Below are 21,371 nucleotides of genomic sequence, written 5' to 3' on the forward strand. Positions count from 1 at the left end.
CGCGCCGTTCGATGTCAGATATTGCGTAGGGTGTTTTTCAGCTCTCCTATCCCCTCGACTTGGCACATCACCTCGTCGCCCTCCGTCAAAAAGCACGGCGGCTCCATGGCGTAACCCACGCCAGACGGTGTCCCCGTGGCGAGAATATCCCCCGCGCTCAACGTCAGCCCCTCCGAGAGGGAGGCGATGAGCGTGGGGATATCAAAAATCATCTGGCCGGTATTTCCGTCTTGCCGGATCTCGCCGTTCACATAGGTCCGCAATGCGAGGTTGTGCGGCTGTGCGATCTCGTCGGCCGTCACAATCACCGGCCCCATCGGGCAGGACCCGTCGAGCGCCTTGCCTTTGAAGAACTGCCCGCCGTGACGGCGCTGAACGTCCCGCGCGGTGATATCATTCAAGACGGTATAGCCCCAAACATGCGACATGGCGCCATCCGCGGCGATATTGCGTCCGGATTTTCCAATGATAACAGCAAGTTCAACTTCGTAATCGATCTTATCAGAAACCGACAAGAAAATCGGGATCTCCGCATTCGGGCCGATCACAGTGGTCGACGGCTTCGTGAAGAAGACCGGCACCTCGGTGACCTTGATGTCCGCTTTCAGGGCCCGTGCGCCCTCGGCGATGTGATCTGCATAATTGCGACCGACGCAAAATACGTTTTTCGCGGGCTTTGGCAGCGGGGCGAGAAGCTGAACCTCTTGCGCGCTGACGACCGCGCCGCCATGCGCGCCTTTGAGGATCTCGGCCAGCTTGGCCAACGCCGCGTCGCCGCCCTCAATCAGCGCCTGCAGCCCCCCATCAAGCAGCGCCGGATCGCTCACGCCTGCCGCCTGCGCGAGCGGTGCGATGGGAAGGAACCCGCCATCCTCAAGTTGAACGGCCGCAGCAGGGCCGGACGGGGTCGAAATCGTTGCAAAACGCATTGCGTGTTGATCCTTTGAAGCACGCCATCGCGTGTGTCGTTTCAGGTGAAACCACATGTCCAAGCAGGCAACCAATCCGTGATTGGTTAAATCGTTCGCGCTGCGGTCATGGGTAGATTTTGACGGAAAACTCTGCCAGCTATGGGATTACGCTAACATAAATTTGCGGTCTGCATAGATTTGACGTTTAACCAATTAGAGCATTGGTTAAGAGAGGAGATCATCATGCCCCTTCCCCTCGCCGACCGCATCCGCGCGTTTGTCATGACCGGCGGCTTTCAACACAATGACCGCCTGCCGCCCGAACGCGTGCTTGCACAACAATTCTCGACCTCGCGCGGGGACCTGCGCAAAGCCTTGTCGCTTCTTGAAAGAGACGGATTGATCTGGCGTCACGTCGGCCGCGGAACGTTCGTCGGGGCACGCCCTGTCCACAACCTCAACGACATTGCCTTCTTGGGCGAGCTCGCAAGCCCCGTGCAAGTGATCTCCGCACGCCTCGCAATTGAGCCGGAACTGGCCCGCCTTGCCGCGCATTCCGGGACGCGGGCCGATTTTATCGCGATGCGCGCCTGCAATGACCGGTGCCGCGCGGCGCCCGACTGGCGCAGCTATGAGGCGCAAGATAACACGCTGCATTCCATCATCGCGCGGGCCACCCAGAATAAGCTTCTGATTTACCTATTTGAAACGCTCAACATCGTTCGCCGCTCGACCGTCTGGGGACAGTCGCGCAGCACAACGCGCCCGTCCGAAAGCTATTGCAGCTTCGCCGAGCATGAGGCGATTTGCACCGCGATCGAGGCCCGCGATGGTGAGCGCGCAGCATCCCACATGCGTGACCATCTCATTTCGGTGCGCGACCGCGTTCTGCCGACCCTCTCTCGCTAAGCCAATCGGGCAACCATATCGCCGCGCCCCGCAGTCGCAAGCGACCTCGCACGCAACGGCGGACGCCCCCGATACGCGCCGAAAACGCGCATCAGGGGCGAGAGCCATCAGACCTCTACGACAACCTTGCCCAGCGCTTTGCCGCTTTTCAAACGGGCATAGGCCGCGCCGACCTCGGACAAACCGAACTGCTCGGTGTCGAGCAAGGGCCGCACCGCGCCCGCATCGACCAGCGCCGCAAGGTCCGACAGGATTTTTCCGTGCACCTCACGGCCCACATCTTGCAGCATTGGCAAAAGCATAAACACGATATGCAAGGACAACCCTTTGAAATGCGCAGGGCTCAGATCAATCTCGGACAAGGCGACGGTTGTGACAATCTGCGCGTTGGTGGCGGCCGCGGCGAAAGAATTCGTCATATTCGCGCCACCAACCGTATCGAACACGGCATCAAACCCGACCCCGCCCGTCTGCGCGGCCACATAGGCTTCCACGCTCTCGGATGCGAAATCGATTGCCCGTGCACCAAAGCCCTCAATCACCGCGAGCTGCGCCGCGCCCGTGCCGGTTGCGGACACTTGCGCGCCCAAGTGACGCGCAATTTGCACCGCAAGATGCCCCACACCGCCCGCGCCGCCCTGCACGAGCACCGACTGCCCCGCCTTGACGCCTGCGCGGGTCAGCCCCTCAAACGCCGTGATCCCGACCAAAGGCAAAGCCGCCGCTTCGCGCATTGTCAGAGAGCTCGGCTTGAGGGCGATCAGCCGCGCATCGGCCAGCATGAATTCCGCCAAAGCGCCCTGAAGCGCCGCGAGACCGCCCGCGCAGCCATAGACCTCATCCCCCGCAGAGAACTGCGTGACGCCCTCGCCGACCTCCTCGATGACCCCCGCGAAATCCATGCCCAAAACCGCAGGCAGCGCCGGAGACAGCGGCAGATCATTTCCGATATCTTTAATCATCGTGTCGATTGTGTTGACGCTCGTTGCCTTCACGCGGACGATCACATGGCCGGCCTGAAGGGTGGGACGCGGGGTGTCGGTCTCGATGAACGGTGCATCCGGGCCGTAGGAGGTGAGGGTCATGGTTTTCATGATGTATCCTTAATAACGTTAAGTGTGTTTGATCAGAGCGACGCGACGGGCGTCACAAGTTCGTTGATGCCGCGCGAAACGATCTGCGCTTGCGCCACGGGATAGCGGGCGGCCAAAGAGCGGGCGTCATTGTCAAAATACCGCCCCGAAACGCCTGAAAACTCTGGCGAAAGGGCCGCGCGGGTCAGAATATCGACCCCGATATTGAGATCATTCCCCGAGGTGCCAAACCCTTCGCGCACCATCCGTGTCGCCAGCAGCGACCCCGGATTGACCGCAATCGATACTGGCCCCTCTGGATAGGTGTCAGCAAAGCACTGGTTCCATAGCGTGATCGCCAGCTTGCTTTGAGCGTAGGCCTCCATATCCTTCAAAGTCTCATGTCCCTCAAGCGCGCGCAGATTCACCGGAGCTTGCGCGGCGGACGATAGATGGATGATCCGGCCATCTTGCGGGATTACGGGCAGGAGCAACATCGCCAGCATCGCCGAGGCCAATGTATTAACCGTGAAGCGGACATCCATCCCGTCGGGGGTCTGCGGTTGCGCCGTCTTGAGCACACCCGCATTGTTGATCAGCACATCGATTTGCAGGCCGCGTGCCGCAAGCCGGTCCCCCAATGCGGCGACTTGCGCCAAATCGGAGAGATCGGCGCGCTCCACGCTCACCGGCCCGCCAAAAGCGCGCAACTCCTGCGCTGTCGCGGCCAGTTTTTCGGCGTTGCGCCCATGGATAATCAACGCATGGCCCGCCTTCGCAAGGGCTTGCGCCGTCGCGCGGCCCAAACCATCGGTGGCGCCGGTAATCAGAATCCTTTTCATGCCCAATCCTTTCAATGGAAATACGGCAGCACATCGCGCGCCAAACGGTCCAACGTTTGGTCGATCGGTGTGCGGTTAAACCGAAGGTTCAGCGCAACATGGTTGACGCCGGCGGCTTCGAGGTCTTTGAGGTAAGAAGTCAGATAGCGATGCCCCGTGCGCAGACCGAGGTGAATGGGCGTGGGGCCTTCATCCGGGTCATCCGCGAGATCGACATAGAGCGGTTGCAAGACAGGCTTCAGAGGCTCCTGCGCCGCCGTGAGCTCCATGCGCCACTGGTTGATCGCCTGCGCTTGCGCCAAGGCAGGCCGCGGATAGGTGATCCATCCGTCCCCGTTGCGGGCGATCCAATCGGGCGATTGACGGCTGGAGCCGGTGATCAACAAGGGCAAGCGCGCGGCATGGGGTCTGGGCAGCATCTCCATAGGGCCCTGAATCGCGCCATCGATCTGGCCAAAGCGATTATGGATGCGCGGCGACGGGTGCGCCATTGCGCGAATATATGCCACCGCATCCCGCATCGCGGCGGCGCGGCCATCGAAATCAATATTCATTGCCGGATACTCATCAGGCCGATCCCCCGATGCGACCCCAAGGATCAACCGCCCCTGCGAGAGGACATCAACACTCGCCGCCGCTTTTGCGACATGCGCAGGGTGGCGCAGCGGTAGGACGAGGCTCGCAACACCGAGCGCTATCTGCGTGGTCTGCCCCGCAAGGAACCCCAGATAGGTAAACGGGTCGTATCCCTGCCCCGCATCCCCGAAGGAAGCCACATTGAACGGCACATCCCGAAGCCAGATCGCCCGAAACCCCAGCGCCTCGGCTTGCTGGACCCGCGCGATATGCCCCGCCATATCCGGCACAGGGCAATCAGGATATGCGGCAATCGGCGCAACAAGGCCGAGGCTCATACGGCCCGCCTGAAAGGTGGAGTCAAAGCCGCGATTGATAGTTGAGAAGGTCTCGGTGATGTGATCGAGCATTGGCACGCCTTGTAGATGAACGATCCTGCGATCCGGTTATCCCGAGGGATGACCATCACGAGGAGGGGTCGTGCCATGCAATATAAAAGAACTATTTTTTATATAAACGGGACATATCAGAGTTCAGTTTTCGGATTATGAATATAATAAACCCCACGAAGGCCCAAGCCGTTACGATCAGCCAATCCTCGTGGGCGCGTTCAGCGCCGCTGTGAAGCGCTCGCGCAAAGCAAAGACATGACGGTTGCCGCGCGTGATCGCGTCAAACACCTCCGGCGCGTCACACGCGACCATCGCCAAGGCCTCCGACAACAGATCATAGCTGCGCGTCCGGATTTTGGGCGCCTCGCCCAACTCCAAAAAGGCGCGCGCAAGCAGATGCGTCAGCCCTTGCGTCATCGCCGCTTGCTGGTCGTGGTCGTGAGGGCTGGTGACCACGGTGCGCAGCTTGAGACACCGGCGCAAAAACCACGCCACGCGCCGCCAGCCATCCCCCCGCACGGGGCAAAGCACAATCTGATGCCCCGCAACCCCGTCACGCGCGCTTTGCGGGCCGAACATGGGATGCGTTCCCACAATATCGACGCATGGAGGCAAGATGGCCTCCATGAGACGCGCGGGGTCTTCCTTGATCGAACAGACATCTATCACGATTTGCCCTGCCCGCAGATGCGGCGCGATCTGGCGCAGGACACTCTCCATCCTCTGTGGTGGCACGGCGAGAATGATGATCTCGCTGTCGATCTGCGCCAAATCCGTCAGACAGCACAAGATCATGTCCCCGCCCGCAGTGAGGCGCGCGCCCCCCTCCCGCTTGATCACACTCGGGACGGCGGGATCAAAAACAGACACCCGCAGCAACGGCGCGAGATGACCGGCAATAAACGCACCGAATGCGCCAAATCCAACGATGGTCACAGAAGGATTGGGAGACGGATTGGGAGACGGCGGGAGAGCGTGCGAGAACGTGGGAGAGAGCATAGTCCTGATCCTGAAAAAGGGGCCAGGGCGATGCGCAAGTGAGGCTCGACCGCTGGCGTAAGGCAGCGGTGAACACATATGTTCCGCCCCCTAAGGAAGCGGATAATACGCGGTCGAGAACGGGTTTGCGAAAGTCATCATGCCGGTTTCTAGGCCGATCGACCGGCGCACGTCAATGGCCCCGGCCTCAAATCCGCCCGCCGCGCCGGATAACGGCGCGACAGGCGGAGGATCGTTTAGAACATCAAAGACGGCACAAGCATACTGATGATCGGAACATAGGACAGGACGATCAGAGCAATCAGCATCAACACAATTGTCGGCAGGGACGCGCGGAAGATCTCGAACAAACTCATCTTCGCCACCCCCATCGCAACAAACAGGTTCAGCCCCACAGGCGGCGTCAGCATCCCCACCGACAAGTTCACCAGCATGATGATCCCGAAGTGGATCGGATCAACCCCCACCTGCGCGGCAATCGGTTGCATGAGCGGCCCCAGAATGATGATCGCGGAAGCGCTATCGAGGAAGCATCCCGCAACCAGCAAGATCAGGTTGAACAGCGCAACGACGACAATCGGGTTATCGGTGCCCGAGAGAATGTAGCTTGCCAGATCCGACGGCGCGCCGGTGCTCGCGAGCAACCATGAGAAGGCCGATGCCCCCGCCGTAATCAGCAGCAAAGGGCCGGAAATCAATCCGGTGTTGCGCAACACCCGCAGCATTTCGCGCATCGAGATGCTGCGATACACGACCGCCCCCACAAACCAGCCGTAAAGGCAGGCTGTCGCGGCGGATTCCGTGGGGGTGAAGACGCCCGAGTAAATCCCGCCGAGCAAAATCACCGGCAACCCCAGCCCCCAAGCCGCGCGCTTCACCGCATGCAGGACCGAGCGAATGGAAGGGAACGTGTCGCGCGGGTAGCCTTTATGCGCGGAATACCAGCAGGCGTAGGCGATGAGGATGCCCCCGATCAACACAGCAGGCAGCAACCCCGCCGCAAACAGCTTGCCCACCGATGTCCCCGTCACCGAGCCGTAGATGATCAACGCGATCGACGGGGGTACAATGGGCCCTAAAGTGCCCGCCGTAGTGATCAGGCCGATCGAGAAGAACTTATCATACCCCGCAGCCACCATCGCAGGATACATGATTGTGCCAATCGCGATCACGGTTGCGGGCGACGACCCAGAGATCGAGCCGAACATCAGGCAGGCAACCACCGCCGCTGCCGCAAGGCCGCCCGGCAACCACCCGATCAGCGCCCGCGCCAACCCGATCAGCCGGTCTGACAGCCCGCCAATGCGCATCAACTCCGCCGCCAGAATGAAGAACGGGATCGACATGAGCGAGAAATTGTTCATGCCCGAAAACATCCGCATCGGCACGACAACAGGATCAATCCCGCCAATAAAGTAAAACACCAGCGCCACCGACATCGCCAGCGCGGCAAAGATCGGCAGGCCGAAAAGAAGCAGCCCGAAAAAGGCCGGAACCAGTGCGGAAACCATGAATGCGCCCTCAGCTTGTTTTGATATCGACCTGCGGCGCGACATATGCGCCCGTGGTCACGATGGAGCGCAACACCAACACATATCGCAGCGCCATAAGCCCGCCCGAAATCGGGATGACCAGATAAATATACCCGACCGGAATCCGCATCGCGGGCGACAACTGCCCCATATTCATCGTGTTGAACGATAGCTTGATGCCGTAGAAGACCAGCACACAAGCAAAGACCAGACCAAGGCCCGCGGCCCCGATCTGGAGGGCGCGAGCGGTGCGGGGGCCGGCGATGGCATAGATCGCCTCGACGCTGATATGGGAGGCGTAGCGAACGCCCATCCCCATGGTCAAAAAGCTCATGGTAATCAACGCGTAGAGGATCAACTCCTCCGACCAGTAGAGCGAGTTATTGAACACATAGCGCGCAATAACCTGCCCGATCGCAGTCAAGGTCGCAGTCAGGATCAGCACCGTGACAAGGATGTTTTCCACCCAGTCAATGATGCGGTTCACGCCTTCAATCATCACACCGGCCCCCATGTTGGATCAGCCCTTCGCCGCCGCAATCGCCTTATCGAGAAGCTCTTGCGTCACCTTGGGCGCAAATTCCTCATAAATAGGCTTCGAAGCCTCGATGAAGGCTGCGCGCCCTTCCTCGGACAGTGGCTGAATCTCGATCTGGTCTTTGATCATATCGATGATATTGGCCTCATCCTCATCGGTGTATTGGCGCGCTGCATCGCGGCCCACAATCATCGCATCCGAAACGATGGTTTGCAGATCCTCTGGCAGACTCTCCCATTTCGCCTTGTTCATCACGGCGGCATAGGTGTGATAGGCGTGGCCCGTCAGCGTCATATATTTCTGCACCTCGTAGAACTTCATCGAGGCGATATTGGCGAGCGGATTTTCCTGACCCTCGACGACGCCTTGTTGCAAGCCGTTATAGACCTCAACATAGGCCATCGCGGTCGGGTTGGCGCCGTATGCGCGGTAGGTCGACAAGATCGTCGGCGCTTGCAAGGTGCGCATCTTGATGCCTTTGAGATCCTCGGGGCCATTGATCGGACGCAAGTTGTTGGTCATATGGCGGAACCCCGCGCCCCACATCGCGATCCCGTGCAGGTTGTTTGCCTCCAGCGTTCCCAAAAGCTCGGTGCCGACTTCCCCGTCCAGAACACGCGCCATTGCGGCGTTGTCATTCATCAAGAACGGCAGATCGAAAAGATACATCTTCTCGTTGAAATTCGCGAGATTGCCGGTTGGCGGGATCGCGATATCCACAAGCCCCATCTGCGTTTGCTCGATGATCTCGACATCGCCGCCAAGCTGCGCGGCGGGGCGGATCTGAACTTCGATGCGGCCGTCGGATTTCGCCTCGACCTCCTCCTTGAACTTCACCGCAGCGCGGGCATTGGGCGTATCCTCCGTCAAAACATGCGCGAAGGTCAGCGTGAAATCAGCCCCGTAGGCGGCCGTGGTAACCGCAAGACCGAGGAGTGTTGCGGCGGAAAGTTTGAGCATTTTGATAGACATGGTGTCTCCCGTTGGATTTTGATTTTGTAATTTATTCAGTCTCGTAACCGACGATCTTAATGTGTCGCCTTAAGAGTTGAGACCTATGGCAATCGGGCGCACCAAGCAGCGCGCGCCCGAAATCATTCTCCGCGTGTCACGCGACATGCGGCGCAAGCGGCGCACGGCCCAGCAACTCCGGCGCGCGGCCAATCACGGCCTCCACACCAAGCGCCATGCCAAGGAGCGCCTCCTCATGGCGGGCTGGTGCGATCATTTGCAGCCCGACAGGAATACCGTTGTGATCCAGCCCCGATGGCATCGAGAGCGCGCACCAGCCGAACAAATTGACAAACGCGGTGTTGCGCAGTGTCATCATATTCGCCTGACGGTAGGCCCCCGGCTCCACCAGATCAGCAAGAGGCGGCGCGCTGATCGCGACGGTTGGCGTGATCAAAACATCGACCTCGTCAAAGACACGCACGGCGTCCAAGGCCGCTCCGGCAAGAACGCTCGCACGGCGCAGATACTCGATCGCAGTGACCTGATCCGCCGTCTCGACCCTCGCCCGCACCATCGGATCAAGCCGCGCGATGCGCTCGGGGAAATTCATCTCCATGAACGATCGCAACTCCACTGCCGCCAAGCCGCCCAGCCCGAAAATCTCCAGCGCAGTCTCAAGATGCGGCAGCGTGATATCGGCCAGAACCGCGCCCTTGCGCTCGAGCATACCCAGCGCATCACGTGTGGATTGCGCAATGCTCGCATCCGCCCCGTCCCACACCGTGTTACCGATGATCCCTATCCGTAGGCCGCTGACAGGCGTCCCCTGCGCGGCCATCGGCTTTGCGCGGTCGATCGCGCCGAAAGCATAGGCCAGATCTTCGACTGTGCGGCACAAGATCCCCGGAGAATCCAGCGAGGGTGAAAGCGGCACGATCCCCTCGCGCGACCAGCGCCCGCGCGAGGTTTGCAGCGCGCATTGCCCCGTCAAAGCCGCCGGAACCCGCACCGATCCCGCCGTATCTGTGCCCAGTGCCACCAAGGCCGTGCCTTGCGCCAAGGAGACGCCCGCGCCCGCGCTCGATCCGCCCGGCGCACGCGGCGCGCCCATTGCAGACCAAGGATTAACCGGCGCCCCCCAATGCGCGTTCGTGCCCATGCCACCATAGGCGAATTCAACCGTATGCGTTTTGCCGCACACCATCCCCAACTGTCCCATAACGGCCTGCACAACTGGCCCCGCCGCCTGCCAGCGCGCCGGCAAAGCGGCATCCGTTCCCGCAAAAACCGGCATGTTGGGAACGCCGTAGAGGTCTTTTACCGACACCGGAATCCCCATCAGCGGACCGGTGTCACTGCCCGCGTCAAGCAAGACGTCGACCGCCTCCGCCTGCTGCGTCATTTGCGCCCCTGCCCAATGTTTATAGGCGTTCAGACGTGGCTCGGAGGCGTCATAGGCCGCATTGGACGCGGCCGCCAAGCTGCTGGCACGGATCGCGCCACTGCGCAGCGACTGCGCGATTTCGTGGAGTGATTGATGGGTCACGGAATGGGTCACGAGGTGCCTTTCAACTTGAAATCTTATCCTGATCCTTATGGGCAGATTATGAATACGCCAGCGTTGATCTGTGCGGGCTCATTGCGTCTCCCCATTTGGCAACGCCGCAGCGCTACCATCTAAGCCACTGAACGAGAATTGCTTTTAATAGGATTGCGCGCGAAACTCAGAGTTGAACAGTGCCGTTACGGCAAAGGAGCGTTGCCGTTTACTCACGCCACCTGCGTTCACTTCCCGCTAGTTTCGTAGGCGAACAACGGAGATATACAACATGCCACATTTGATCGAAGCCCGCCTGAAAGACATGGGCATCATTCTGCCCCGTCCGCCCAAGCCGATTGGCAACTACGTTCCGGGCGTTGTCGTGGGCAACCTTTTGTTCACATCCGGTACGCTGGGCACGCGGCCTGACGAGAATGATAACGACGTTCTGCCCTATGTCGGAAAGCTCGGCTCGGACCTGACGATTGAGGAAGGCTACGCCTCGGCACGGCTGATGGCGATCAACCATCTCGCCATGATGAAGGCGGTTTTGGGAGATCTTGATCGCGTCAAACGGATCGTCAAAATGATCGGCTACGTCTCATGCGCGCCCGGTTTCACCGAGCCGCATCATGTGCTCAACGGTGTGTCCGACCTGTTCGTCGCCTTGTGGGGCGAGGAGAATGGCCGCCACGCGCGCGCCGCATTGACGCAGCATGAATTGGGCCTGAATGCGCCGATCGAGGCGGATATCATTGTTGAATTGCACGGCTGAACGCATTGGCTGGCGGGAAACAGTCCCCGCCGGCCCAAACCGCCGGCCCAAACCGCCGGCCCAATCCGCCAGCCTGCCACGCGCGCCGTTTACGCCCCGCGTATTTTCGCCAAAAGCGCGATATCGGAGGCCTCGCTGGCCTTAAACTCCGACAAGATATAGCGCAGAAAGGCCGCCGCCGCAGGGGGCAACTGCTGATCGCGGCGGGTCACCGCGTAGATATAGCGATACTCGAAATCCTTGCATGTCAGGTTGAGCGGCACCAGCTGCCCCGATTGCACCTCCGTCAGCGCACCTTGCAGGGGCAAAAACACAATCGCCCCCGTCCGCAACGCGTGATCGATCAGAAAATGGAACTGATCCGCCATCAACACCGCATTGGGCACCGCGCCGATCTTGGCGTAAACGCGATTGACAAGATGGTGGATGCCGAAGCTGTCATCGGGCATAACGCAAGGCAAATCCTTGATATCGTTCAAATCAACCGGACGACCATCGGCAAAAGGATGATCTTGCGGCACGAGGGCGAGCAAGGGCTGATGCCATTTGCCAACGGTTTCGATCACGGGATGGGAGAAATGGTCATACAAGATGCCGATCTGGCAGATGTGATGCTCCAGCGCCTCAAGCACCCGTTCGCGGCCCCTGATCCGCACGCGCATCTCAATCGAAGGGAAGTCACGCCGGAACGCTGCGATCTTCTCGGAGAGGAACGGCCGCGTGATCCCCTCAACCGTCGCAAGAGACACCTGCCCCCGCTTCAGCCCTTTGAGATCCGCGATCTCGCCCCGCGCCAAATCAATCGTATCAAACACCGTCGTCAGATGCCGTTGCAGCAACGCCCCCGCCTCTGTGAGGCGCACGCCGTTTGAATGACGCTCCAGAAGCTGCACATCCAACTCGTGTTCGAGCTTGGCAAGCTGTCGGCTGATCGCGGATGGCGCGACATGCAGCCGATCCGCCGCCGCACGTAAAGACCCAAAGCGCGCAACTTCCGCGAAATACCGACACGCAGCAAGATTAAGCATCGAAGTCTCCGGTCAAGGCAACAGATGCGCCAGCATACTGCGTTTTCACACAAACGCTATGCGCCCCGCGCCGCCCTTACGCCTTACCCGAAGACTTTAAGGTCGTTGGCGTGAGATAGATGATCTCGTCATCCACACTCACCATGACGTCACCGTCTTGCACATTCACCTGAAGGCGCATCGACCGCCCCGCACGCGCCGCCAGTTCCGCAACGGAGGACTGCGCGAGGTTTACCACCTGCAAATTATCGAAACGATGCGTGCTATTTTTGGTCTTTTCCCACCACACATCTGCGGGATTGCCATTGTAGGTGTAAATCACCACCTGCTTGGCCTTCGCGCAAGATTGACGGATCACCTTTTCACTCGGGAGCCCTAGCGCGACCCAAAGATCCAATTCGCCGCTCAGGCTTTTTTGCCAGATGTCCGGCTCGTCATCGGTGGAAAGCCCCTTCGTCATCTCGAGATGCTCATGCGCGTTCAACGCAAACGCAAGCAAACGCACCATAAGCCGCTCATCCGTCTCCGAGGGATGCTTGGCCACGGTGAGCTTATGGGTTTCGTAATAGTGGCGATCCATATCCGAAACAGACAGCTCGATTTTATAAATAGTGGCATTTTGCGCCATGATACGTCCCGAAAAAGCAAAGATTGGGATGCTTAGAGCCTCGCGCGCCATTGTGAAAGGCAAATCGGCGCAAGACACCCTGCCCGCGCGCTAGCCGCTCAGCGTTACGCGAACCGTGCATCCTTTGGGCGTCGGTCGGATCTGCGCCGTGCCGCCGTGGCTTTGCGCAATGTCGCGCACAATCGCGAGCCCAAGGCCACAGCCTTGCAACGTATCCGGATCGGCACGAAAGAACCTGTCGAAGATCCGGTCTTGCATGTCCTCGGCAATCCCCGGCCCGTCATCCGCAACATCAAGGCAAACGACATCCGGCGCGAAGCGAAGCGTGACAGTGATCAACGGTGTCTCTCCCGCGTAAGTCATCGCGTTATCGAGGAGATTGCTCAACATCTCGGCAATTAAAATCTCGTCTCCGGTGATGTCACGCGGCGTTCCAATCACGTCATACGTAATGGAAACGCCCTGCGACAAGACGCGCTCCGCGAACGCGCGGGTGGTGCTTTCGATCACCTGTGCAAGATCGACGGGCTGCGCGATGCTGCGCAAATGCCGTCCGCGTACCCGCTCCATCGACAGCAATTGGTTCGTCAGACGCCCCGTGCGGCGGGCAACGGCGGCGACTTCCGCCACGCGCGCGCAACACCTCCTCATTGGGGGAGGTCATCGCCGCCTCTGCCTGCGCCTGAATGGCCGCGATCGGGTTGCGGACCTGATGCGCCGCGTCGGAAATGAACGCATCGCGCAACGCGAAGGCTGTCGTCAGGCGTCCGAACAATGCATTCATTGCCTGCACCAAGGTCGCAAGCTCCGGCGGCACCCAACGGCGGATCGGTTTGAGATCATCCGGCGTGCGCGCCAAGATCGCATTTTCCAATTCGCGCAGCGGCCGAAGGCCAAACGTAATCCCGAACCAAACAAATAGCGCCGCGGTGGACACCAATGCCGCGAAATACAAGATCGTCTGGAAAATCAGATTTCGGCTCAAGGCGTTGCGCTGGTTCACCGTCTGCCAAACCTCGACAGTCGCCACCCCTGCCGGCCCCACATCCATCACGTAATCTTCCATGATCAGAGCCCGCACAGGCTGCCCCGCAACCACACTATCGTAGAACATGGGCGTATTGGTTTCCAACGGGCCGACATCGCCGCGCGCCGGTGCGTTTGAATAGCCGGTGACATAAGCTCCTTCAGGCCCCGTGACTCGGTAGTAAATTTCGTCGCCCAACGCCTGTGTCATCGCCTGTAAAAGCTGATCCGTCAGCATATCACCTTGCGAGAACATGACATCGCGAGAGATGGTTAATGCGATGGAATAAAGCGTGTTATCATAGACTTGGCGAGACAATTTCGCGAATTGAATATAGCGCGCGAGGCTGGCCAAAACGGCCACCACGACCAGAGGGCCAACGATCATTAAAAACAACCGCTCACGCAGGGCCAGACGCGACAGACGCAGCCGCATCACGTTTTCTCCTCGTCCAGCATATAGCCGAGCCCGCGCGCGGTGCGGATCGTGGCGCCCGTCCCCTCCAATTTGCGTCGCAAACGCGAGACGAGAAGCTCGATCGCATTCGCCTCGATCTCCGCTCCCGTGCCGTAGAGCGTATCCGATATCCGGTCTTTCGAAACGATCCGCCCACGGTTATCGAGCAAACATTCAAACAACGCCAGTTCGCGGCGCGGCAAGTCCACCGGCCCCGAAACACCCGTCAGGACGCGGCTTTGTCGATGGAAACTTAGCGATCCGATCTCGATGGAGGACGATTGCAGAATGGGCCGCCGCCGCGCCAGTGCCCGCACCCGCGCGATCAGTTCGGCCATCTCGAACGGCTTGACGAGATAGTCATCCGCCCCCGCCTCCAGCCCCGCGACGCGTTCGGATGTTTTTCCCATCGCCGTCAGAATCAGCACCGGCGTCATATCTCCATCGCGTCGCATTTCGCGGACAATTGACATGCCATCGAGGCCCGGAAGGTTGACATCCACAATCGCAAGATCGGGTTTCTCTTGCCGCAGGAATGCTGCGCCATCCTTGCCATTCGCGATCCAGTTTACGCCAAGCCCCTGATCTTCAAGTGCATTTTTGACACCTTGCGCCAGAATTTCGTTATCTTCGATAATTACGATACGCATTTTGCCTCGGACAGGATTTGGACAGGTTCAGCCGCTATACCCTCATTCAAGGCGCGCTTGGGGGGAGAAATCAAGCGCGTTACGACGACTATGAAGACAGTTGTCGGAAAGAACTGACACGGGAGGAGATACAATGACGAGTACTAAAATGACCCGCCGCAAGGCGATCGGCATCGCTTTGGCAACCGCCGCGACGCTGGCGAGCGCCCCTGCATGGGCGGAAACAGATTTCAGCGGTAAAACGATCGAATGGATCATCCCGTTCTCGGCGGGGGGCGGTTCTGACACATGGGCGCGCTTCAACGCGCCGATGCTCTCCAAATACCTGCCGGGCAATCCGACGGTCGTTGTCGTCAATGAACCTGGCGGCGGCTCGACCAAAGGCGCGAACCTTTTTGCTGTGCGCGCAAAAGCCGACGGGCTGACCTTGCTCGGCACGTCCGGCTCAACGCAGTTCCCCTATCTGCTGGGTGATCCGCGCGTGAAATACGAATATAAGGATTGGAAGATCGCGATGGCGGCTCCAACGGGCGGCGTGGTCTATGTCTCGCCCTCCACGGGGGTGACATCGGTCGAGGATATCGCCAAGCTGAAAGGCCAAAAGCTGACCTATGCCAGCCAAGGCGCGACCTCGCTCGACCTTGTGCCGCTTTTGGGATTTGGCTTGATGGATCTTGAGGTTCAACACGTCTTCGGCTTCAAAGGTCGCGGAGATGGCCGCTTGGCGTTTGAGCGCGGCGAGACCAACATCGACTATCAGACGTCCTCCGCCTACATGAAAAACGTGCAACCCCTTGTCGACGCAGGGCAAGCGGTCCCGCTGTTCTCGTGGGGCGTTTTGGATGAGGATGGCAATATCATCCGCGATCCGAATTTCGCAGATCTTCCGAGCTTCCCCGAGGCGTATCAGACGATGACCGGCAAGGCCCCTGAAGGCCCGGACTTCGAGGCTTATGCCGCGTTCTTCATTGCAGGTTTCCCTGCGCAAAAGATGGCGTTCTTGCCCAAAGATACCCCCGACGAGATCGTGCAAACCTACCAAGCCGCATTTGAGGCAATGAAGGAAGATCCTGACTATCTCGCGAATAAGGAAGCAGTTCTGGGCACTTATCAGCAGGTGACCGGCAAAGCCGCCCAAGCCTTGTTCGAGAAAGGGACCACGATCACCCCCGAGACACGCAGCAGCGTCGTTGAGATGCTCAGCGCAAACTATGGCGTCAAACTCGGTGAATAACCTCATTACCGATTGATACGCCGGGGTGATGGCAGGCCAGCCGTCACCCCATCCTACCCCCCATATCTGGCCTGACCCTACCCAAAAATTGACCTGAATTCCCCTCGGAGGACAATCCCGTGGCCGATACCCTATTGGCAGCGCTCTCTGCGCTCATGACTTTCGAACACCTGCTCTACATGCTCGTCGGCGTTTCTGTCGGGCTTGTGATCGGCGTGATTCCCGGCTTGGGCGGCATCGCCGGCCTGTCACTGTTGATGCCCTTCCTCTACGGAATGGACGAGATTTCCGCGCTGGCGATGCTGATCGGCCTCGTCGCGGTGATCCCGACATCTGATACGTTCTCCTCCGTCCTGATGGGGATTCCGGGCTCCTCGGCGTCGCAAGCGACCGTCCTCGACGGCTTCCCCCTCGCCCGACAAGGCCAAGCTGCGCGCGCGCTATCGGCCGCGTTCATCTCGTCGATGTTTGGCGGGTTGTTTGGCGCTATTGTCCTGACGGGCTTTGTCGTCATCGCGCGGCCGCTGATCTTGATGTTCGGATCGGCGGAATTGTTCATGCTGGCATTGTTCGGCTTGTCGATGGTTGCGGTCTTGGCGGGGCGCTCCTTGCCCAAAGGCTTGGCGGCCTGTGCGGTGGGGTTGCTCTTGGGGTCGATCGGCGGCGCGCCCGCAACGGGCGAATTCCGTATGACTTTCGGGCTTGGCTATCTCTATGACGGCATCCCGTTAGTCGTTGTGGGCCTTGGACTTTTCGCAATTCCTGAAATCTCTGACCTGTTGCGCAAGAATGCCGCGATCTCGGATCGGCCAGCCCTTGGCGCGGGTTGGATCATGGGTCTGCGTGACTGGTATCGCAACATCTGGCTTTCGATCCGTTGTTCGGGAATGGGTTGCATGATTGGCGCCATTCCGGGGCTTGGCGGCTCGGTCGTTGACTGGATCGCCTACGGGCATGCGGTGCAAACCTGCAAAAACCCCGAAACGTTCGGCAAGGGCGATCCGCGCGGCGTTGTCGCGCCAGAGAGCGCAAATAACGCGATGCAAGGCGGCGCTTTGCTGCCCACGATGCTGTTCGGGATCCCGGGCTCGGGATCAATGGCGGTATTTCTCGGCGGGATGGTCCTTTTGGGGATCGAGCCGGGGCCGGCGATGGTCACCACCAATCTCGACGTCACCTATTCGGTGATCTGGTCGCTCGCATTGGCGAATGTGATGGGCGCGGGCATCTGCTTGATGCTGGCTTTGCCAATCTCGAAACTGACGCAGATCCGCTTCCCCCTTCTCGCGCCGTTCATGATCGCGCTGATCTGCTTTGCCGCCTTCCAAGCGACACGCGATATCGGTGATCTGATGGCATTGATCTCGCTCGGCGTGCTGGGCATTTTGATGAAACGCTTTGCTTGGCCGCGCCCTGCGATGCTGATCGGCTATGTTCTTGCACCGCAAGCGGAAACCTATCTTTACCAAGCGTTGCAATTCTACGATTGGGGCTTTGTCACCCGCCCCGGCGTTATCATCATCGGCCTGCTTGCTTTGGCTTCTGTGCTCTTTGGGCTGCGCAAACGCGTTGACGATACCGGTCATGTGGTGGCGGCATCTGATGATGTGGCCGAGCATGAAGGGGGCTGGGCAACACGCCTTCCGCAGATCGCCTTTGGCATTTTGATGCTCGGCTTGCTCGGCCTCGGCTTGCACGACGCTTTGGGGCAGAGCCAGCTCGCGCTCGTCTTCCCTGCATCCGTCGCGGTGGTTGGGCTTGCGATGGGGCTTTGGCTGCTGCCTGAACTCATCGGCGGGCATCGCGGGCATGTCGCGCATTACGATAGCGAGCGCGACGGCGCGCATGTCGGGCAATCGGGAATTGGCGGGCTGTGGGACGGCGCGCTGTGGATCGGCGGCTTGGTCGTGGTCTCGGCGCTTATCGGTTTCTACCTCGCGATGATCGGCTTTTTCCTTGCCTTCCTGCGTCTGCGGGCGCGCGCCACTTGGTTGCAAACCGCGCTTATGACGGCGGCGGCGGCGGCGTTCATCTTGCTGATCGCAAAGATGCTCGCGCTGAATTTCCCGTCTGGCGTGCTGCAATCCTATCTCGATCTGCCTTGGCCCTTCCGCTGATGACGCGCGCCCTCCCGATCCTGTCGGGGGGGCTTTTTCGACTAAAATCGGACCTCACACCATGACCCAAACCGCAATTCCCTATCACCTGTTTCGTGGCGGCACCTCGCGCGGGCCTTATTTCAACCGCGCGGATTTGCCCGCCGATCGCGACACCTTGGCCAATGTCTTGATCGCGGCGCTCGGATCGGGGCAAAAGCTCAATATCGATGGCATCGGCGGCGGCGCCGCGGTGACCACCAAGGTCGCGATGCTGTCGAAATCCGACGCGGCAGACATCGACATTGATTACTTCTTCGCGCAGGTGTCCGTTGAAGATCAACTCGTTGATTTCAAACCGACTTGCGGCAATATCTTATCGGGCGTCGGCCCTGCCGCAATCGAAATGGGATTGATTGCGCCGCAAGGCGAGACAACCCGCGTGCGCATTCGCGCCGTGAATACCGGCGCCGTGGTCGAAGCCATCGTCGCCACCCCGAATGGCACGGTGAGCTATGAGGGCCCCGCCAAGGTTGACGGTGTACCGGGAAGTTCTGCGCCGATTTATCTGAATTTCATGGGGGTTGTCGGCTCGTCCACCGGCGCGCTTTTGCCTACGGGCGCGGTGCGCGATGTGATTGAGGGCGTGGAGGTCACCTGTATGGATGTCGCGATGCCAATCGTGATCGCGCGCGCCGCCGACTTTGGCCTCACCGGATATGAAAGCGCCGAAAGCTTAGACGCGAACCGTGACTTCTTTGCCAAAATCGAGCCGATCCGGATCAAGGCGGGCGCTTTGATGGGGTTGGGGGATGTCACCAAATCAGTCACCCCGAAATTCGCCCTGCTCGCCCCGCCCCGCCACGGCGGCACGATCACCGCGCGCTATTTCATGCCGTGGAGTTGTCACCCGACGATGGCCGTCACCGGCGCGCAATGCCTTGCCTCTTGCGTTTTGACGCCGGGTACTGTCGCGCAAGGCCTGTACACAGCGCCGCAAGGCGCGCCTGCGCTGGTGCGGATTGAACATGCGGGCGGCGAGATTGATGTAACCGTGGATTACGAGATGGATGAGACAGGTTTCCATCCCCGGTCGGCCGGACTTTTGCGCACCGCAAGGATGCTTGCGCGCGGCGAGGTTTTCGTGCCTTCCTCCATCTGGTCGGGCAAAACCTAAGGGAAAACCGAATGCGGGTGCATATTCTTGACGATTGGTCGGATACGCTGCGAGGGCTGGCCTCTTTTGCGAAGCTGGCCGGCCATGAGACCACCGTCTGGACAGATCATGTCGAGGGCGATGCGCTGATCACGCGGCTTCGCGATGCGGAGGCGCTCGTTTTGTTTCGCGAGCGCACCCAGATCACCCGTAGCTTGCTTGAAGCCCTCCCCAACCTGAGGCTGATCTCGGCGCGGGGCGCTTGGCCGCATGTCGACACACAGGCCTGCGCCGATCTGGGCATCACATTTTGCTCGCAAAAATCCGACGCCGCGCCCAACCATTCGGCGGCGGAGCTGACATGGGCGCTGATCATGATGGCGCTGCGCGATTTGCCCGCGCAAATGGCCGCCCTTGCAGCGGGACAGTGGCAAGCCGCCGTGGGTCGGTCGCTCCGCGGTCGCACGCTCGGGCTGTACGGCGCGGGGCGGATCGGGCAGCTCGTCGCGGGCTATGCGCGGGCCTTCGAGATGCAGGTGATCTGGTGGGGAAGCGAGGCCCGGCGGGCAGAGTTGATCGCCCGCGGCGAAACCGTGCCCCCCAGCCGTGAGGCGTTTTTCGGCGGCGCGGATGTGATTTCCTTGCATCTTCGCCTCACGCCCGAAACGCGCGGGATCATCCGCGCCGACGATCTCGCCGCGATGCGCGAGGACGCGATTTTGGTGAATACTTCGCGCGCGGGGCTGATCGAGCCCGGTGCGCTTTTGCCCGCGCTGGCTGCGGGGCGACCTTCGAGGGCGGCGCTCGATGTGTTTGATGTCGAGCCGATCACCGACCCGAACGATCCGCTTATCACCCACCCGCGCGTGATTGCCACGCCCCATATCGGCTTTGTCACACAAGACGAGTTCAATCTGCAATTCGGGGAAATATACGACCAGATCAACGCTTTCGCCGCGGGCTCGCCCGTCAATCTCGTCGTAAGATAAATTTCGCGACGACCGGCGCGCCGAGAATGACCAAAATCACCCGCGTCAGGTGGTGCACAATCACAAACCCTAAATCCGCGCCGGTGACGATGGCGAGCACCGTCATCTCCGCCTGCCCGCCCGGCGCGAAGGCAAGAAACGCATCAACCGGCGGCGCAAGGTCCAAGAGCGTGACCGCCTCCGTAAACAGCGCCGAGAGCGCCGCAAGGATCACGACGAACACCACACCCGTCGCCACAAAGCGCCGCAGCTCGCGCCATGTCACCCCCACGTAACACACCCCGATCCCCAATCCGATCAGCAACTGCGCCGTCAAGATAGCTTCTGCGGGCGGGCGCATGTGCAGCAACCCCGTGAGCGAAAAGGTCGCCGCCAAAATCATGGGCCCCAGTATCGACGCGCCAAACAAACGCAACCGCTCCGCGATTTTCCACCCGCCAAGCGCCGCGATGATCATCAGGGCGATTTCATGAAGCGGCAAATCCCGCGCCGGCAGACCGATCGGATTGCCCAAGCCAACACCGTAAAGATGCACCGCGATGATGGGCGCGAGAGTGACGATAATAAGAACCCGCGTTGCATGGATCAGGGAGAGGGCCCGCGCATCGCCGCCCGCCTCCTGCCCGAAGACCACCATGTCTTGCAAACCACCCGGCATCGCCGCGTACCACGACGTCACGCGGTCATAGCCGAGCGCGCGAAAATACGGCAAGCCAACCAGCGCGATAAGGCCGACGAACACCGGCACCAGCGCAACTGTTTGCATCATTTTGGGAAGGGCGTGCACAACATCCGGCGTGATCGATGCGCCCGCCGCCACGCCCAAAATCGTGCGCGCGGCGACAGATACCTGCCCCATCCCCTGCAATTTCATCCCCGCAAGGGCCGCCCCCAGACAGGCGAGAAGTGGCCCGAACAAAAACGGCAGCGGCAGCCCGAGCCCCCAAAAAACCCAAGCCCCCGCAAGCGCAATCGCAAGGGTGGCAGCACGGCGCGGCAGAGTCGATATCATGACGGTTCTCATGGTTGACAGGTTTATGAATCCAGTTGTATACGCTTGGATACA

At 60.2% G+C, this 21,371-nt stretch carries 21 protein-coding genes; 6 read left to right on the plus strand and 15 right to left on the minus strand.

Features of this window, described 5'->3' with window-relative positions; all coding sequences use genetic code 11:
• Positions 1–14: 14 nt before the first annotated feature.
• A complete protein-coding gene (locus tag SJY32_RS07820) occupies positions 15–929 on the minus strand; it encodes a fumarylacetoacetate hydrolase family protein (RefSeq protein WP_376873577.1) in 915 nt (304 codons plus the stop codon).
• Between the two features lie 225 nt (positions 930–1,154).
• Here SJY32_RS07820 and SJY32_RS07825 point away from each other — a divergent pair, with 225 nt between their 5' ends.
• The gene (locus SJY32_RS07825; protein WP_376873579.1) at positions 1,155–1,820 is read left to right on the plus strand and encodes a FadR/GntR family transcriptional regulator; all 666 of its coding nucleotides are present in this window, start codon (positions 1,155–1,157) and stop codon (positions 1,818–1,820) included.
• Between the two features lie 107 nt (positions 1,821–1,927).
• Here the strand turns inward: SJY32_RS07825 and SJY32_RS07830 are convergent, their stop codons facing one another.
• The 8 genes from SJY32_RS07830 to SJY32_RS07865 form a co-directional block, all read right to left on the minus strand.
• Positions 1,928–2,914: a zinc-dependent alcohol dehydrogenase family protein gene (locus tag SJY32_RS07830; RefSeq protein WP_376873581.1), complete on the minus strand. Its 987-nt coding sequence runs from the start codon at positions 2,912–2,914 to the stop codon at positions 1,928–1,930.
• Positions 2,915–2,946: 32 nt separating this feature from the next.
• On the minus strand, positions 2,947–3,735 hold the full coding sequence (locus SJY32_RS07835) for an SDR family NAD(P)-dependent oxidoreductase (protein ID WP_376873583.1): 789 nt from the start codon (positions 3,733–3,735) through the stop codon (positions 2,947–2,949).
• An 11-nt stretch (positions 3,736–3,746) separates the two neighbouring features.
• Complete coding sequence (locus tag SJY32_RS07840) at positions 3,747–4,721, minus strand: LLM class oxidoreductase (protein ID WP_376873585.1); 975 nt, start codon at positions 4,719–4,721, stop codon at positions 3,747–3,749.
• 177 nt (positions 4,722–4,898) lie between these two features.
• Positions 4,899–5,702, minus strand: coding sequence for a prephenate dehydrogenase/arogenate dehydrogenase family protein (locus tag SJY32_RS07845; protein WP_376873587.1), 804 nt, complete (start codon positions 5,700–5,702; stop codon positions 4,899–4,901).
• 236 nt (positions 5,703–5,938) lie between these two features.
• Positions 5,939–7,213, minus strand: coding sequence for a TRAP transporter large permease (locus tag SJY32_RS07850; protein ID WP_376873589.1), 1,275 nt, complete (start codon positions 7,211–7,213; stop codon positions 5,939–5,941).
• 10 nt (positions 7,214–7,223) lie between these two features.
• The gene (locus SJY32_RS07855) at positions 7,224–7,733 is read right to left on the minus strand and encodes a TRAP transporter small permease (RefSeq protein ID WP_376877641.1); all 510 of its coding nucleotides are present in this window, start codon (positions 7,731–7,733) and stop codon (positions 7,224–7,226) included.
• A 21-nt stretch (positions 7,734–7,754) separates the two neighbouring features.
• Positions 7,755–8,744, minus strand: coding sequence for a TRAP transporter substrate-binding protein (locus SJY32_RS07860; protein WP_376873591.1), 990 nt, complete (start codon positions 8,742–8,744; stop codon positions 7,755–7,757).
• A gap of 136 nt (positions 8,745–8,880) precedes the next feature.
• A complete protein-coding gene (locus SJY32_RS07865; protein ID WP_376873593.1) occupies positions 8,881–10,272 on the minus strand; it encodes an amidase in 1,392 nt (463 codons plus the stop codon).
• Positions 10,273–10,555: 283 nt separating this feature from the next.
• Here SJY32_RS07865 and SJY32_RS07870 point away from each other — a divergent pair, with 283 nt between their 5' ends.
• Complete coding sequence (locus SJY32_RS07870; RefSeq protein WP_376873595.1) at positions 10,556–11,041, plus strand: RidA family protein; 486 nt, start codon at positions 10,556–10,558, stop codon at positions 11,039–11,041.
• 89 nt (positions 11,042–11,130) lie between these two features.
• Here the strand turns inward: SJY32_RS07870 and SJY32_RS07875 are convergent, their stop codons facing one another.
• From SJY32_RS07875 to SJY32_RS07895, 5 genes are all read right to left on the minus strand, one after another.
• A complete protein-coding gene (locus tag SJY32_RS07875; protein WP_376873597.1) occupies positions 11,131–12,069 on the minus strand; it encodes a LysR family transcriptional regulator in 939 nt (312 codons plus the stop codon).
• 76 nt (positions 12,070–12,145) lie between these two features.
• A complete protein-coding gene (locus SJY32_RS07880) occupies positions 12,146–12,697 on the minus strand; it encodes a YaeQ family protein (protein WP_376873599.1) in 552 nt (183 codons plus the stop codon).
• Between the two features lie 90 nt (positions 12,698–12,787).
• Positions 12,788–13,168 (minus strand): sensor histidine kinase, encoded by a 381-nt coding sequence (locus SJY32_RS07885; protein WP_376873601.1) that lies wholly within the window; start codon positions 13,166–13,168, stop codon positions 12,788–12,790.
• Entirely contained in the window at positions 13,140–14,159 is a 1,020-nt protein-coding gene (locus SJY32_RS07890; protein ID WP_376873603.1) for a sensor histidine kinase N-terminal domain-containing protein, read from the minus strand. Before SJY32_RS07890 ends, SJY32_RS07885 begins: the two co-directional genes overlap by 29 nt.
• The gene (locus tag SJY32_RS07895; protein ID WP_376873605.1) at positions 14,159–14,830 is read right to left on the minus strand and encodes a response regulator transcription factor; all 672 of its coding nucleotides are present in this window, start codon (positions 14,828–14,830) and stop codon (positions 14,159–14,161) included. Before SJY32_RS07895 ends, SJY32_RS07890 begins: the two co-directional genes overlap by 1 nt.
• A 133-nt stretch (positions 14,831–14,963) precedes the next feature.
• On the opposite strand from SJY32_RS07895, the gene SJY32_RS07900 reads away from it, so the two are divergent.
• The 4 genes from SJY32_RS07900 to SJY32_RS07915 all read left to right on the plus strand — a co-directional run bounded on the left by SJY32_RS07900 (position 14,964) and on the right by SJY32_RS07915 (position 20,305).
• Complete coding sequence (locus SJY32_RS07900; protein ID WP_376873606.1) at positions 14,964–16,064, plus strand: tricarboxylate transporter; 1,101 nt, start codon at positions 14,964–14,966, stop codon at positions 16,062–16,064.
• Between the two features lie 119 nt (positions 16,065–16,183).
• Positions 16,184–18,181 (plus strand): tripartite tricarboxylate transporter permease, encoded by a 1,998-nt coding sequence (locus SJY32_RS07905; protein WP_376873608.1) that lies wholly within the window; start codon positions 16,184–16,186, stop codon positions 18,179–18,181.
• 61 nt (positions 18,182–18,242) lie between these two features.
• Positions 18,243–19,337, plus strand: coding sequence for a 4-oxalomesaconate tautomerase (locus SJY32_RS07910; protein WP_376873610.1), 1,095 nt, complete (start codon positions 18,243–18,245; stop codon positions 19,335–19,337).
• An 11-nt stretch (positions 19,338–19,348) separates the two neighbouring features.
• Positions 19,349–20,305 carry a D-2-hydroxyacid dehydrogenase family protein gene (locus tag SJY32_RS07915; RefSeq protein ID WP_376873612.1) on the plus strand — a complete coding sequence of 319 codons (957 nt, stop codon included), beginning with the start codon at positions 19,349–19,351 and terminating at the stop codon, positions 20,303–20,305.
• Here the strand turns inward: SJY32_RS07915 and SJY32_RS07920 are convergent.
• The gene (locus SJY32_RS07920; RefSeq protein WP_376873614.1) at positions 20,286–21,317 is read right to left on the minus strand and encodes an AbrB family transcriptional regulator; all 1,032 of its coding nucleotides are present in this window, start codon (positions 21,315–21,317) and stop codon (positions 20,286–20,288) included. The genes SJY32_RS07915 and SJY32_RS07920 overlap by 20 nt on opposite strands.
• Positions 21,318–21,371: the final 54 nt, after the last annotated feature.

This window comes from Albirhodobacter sp. R86504 (genome assembly GCF_042466415.1).
In the GTDB taxonomy this organism is placed as follows: Bacteria; Pseudomonadota; Alphaproteobacteria; order Rhodobacterales; family Rhodobacteraceae; genus Albirhodobacter.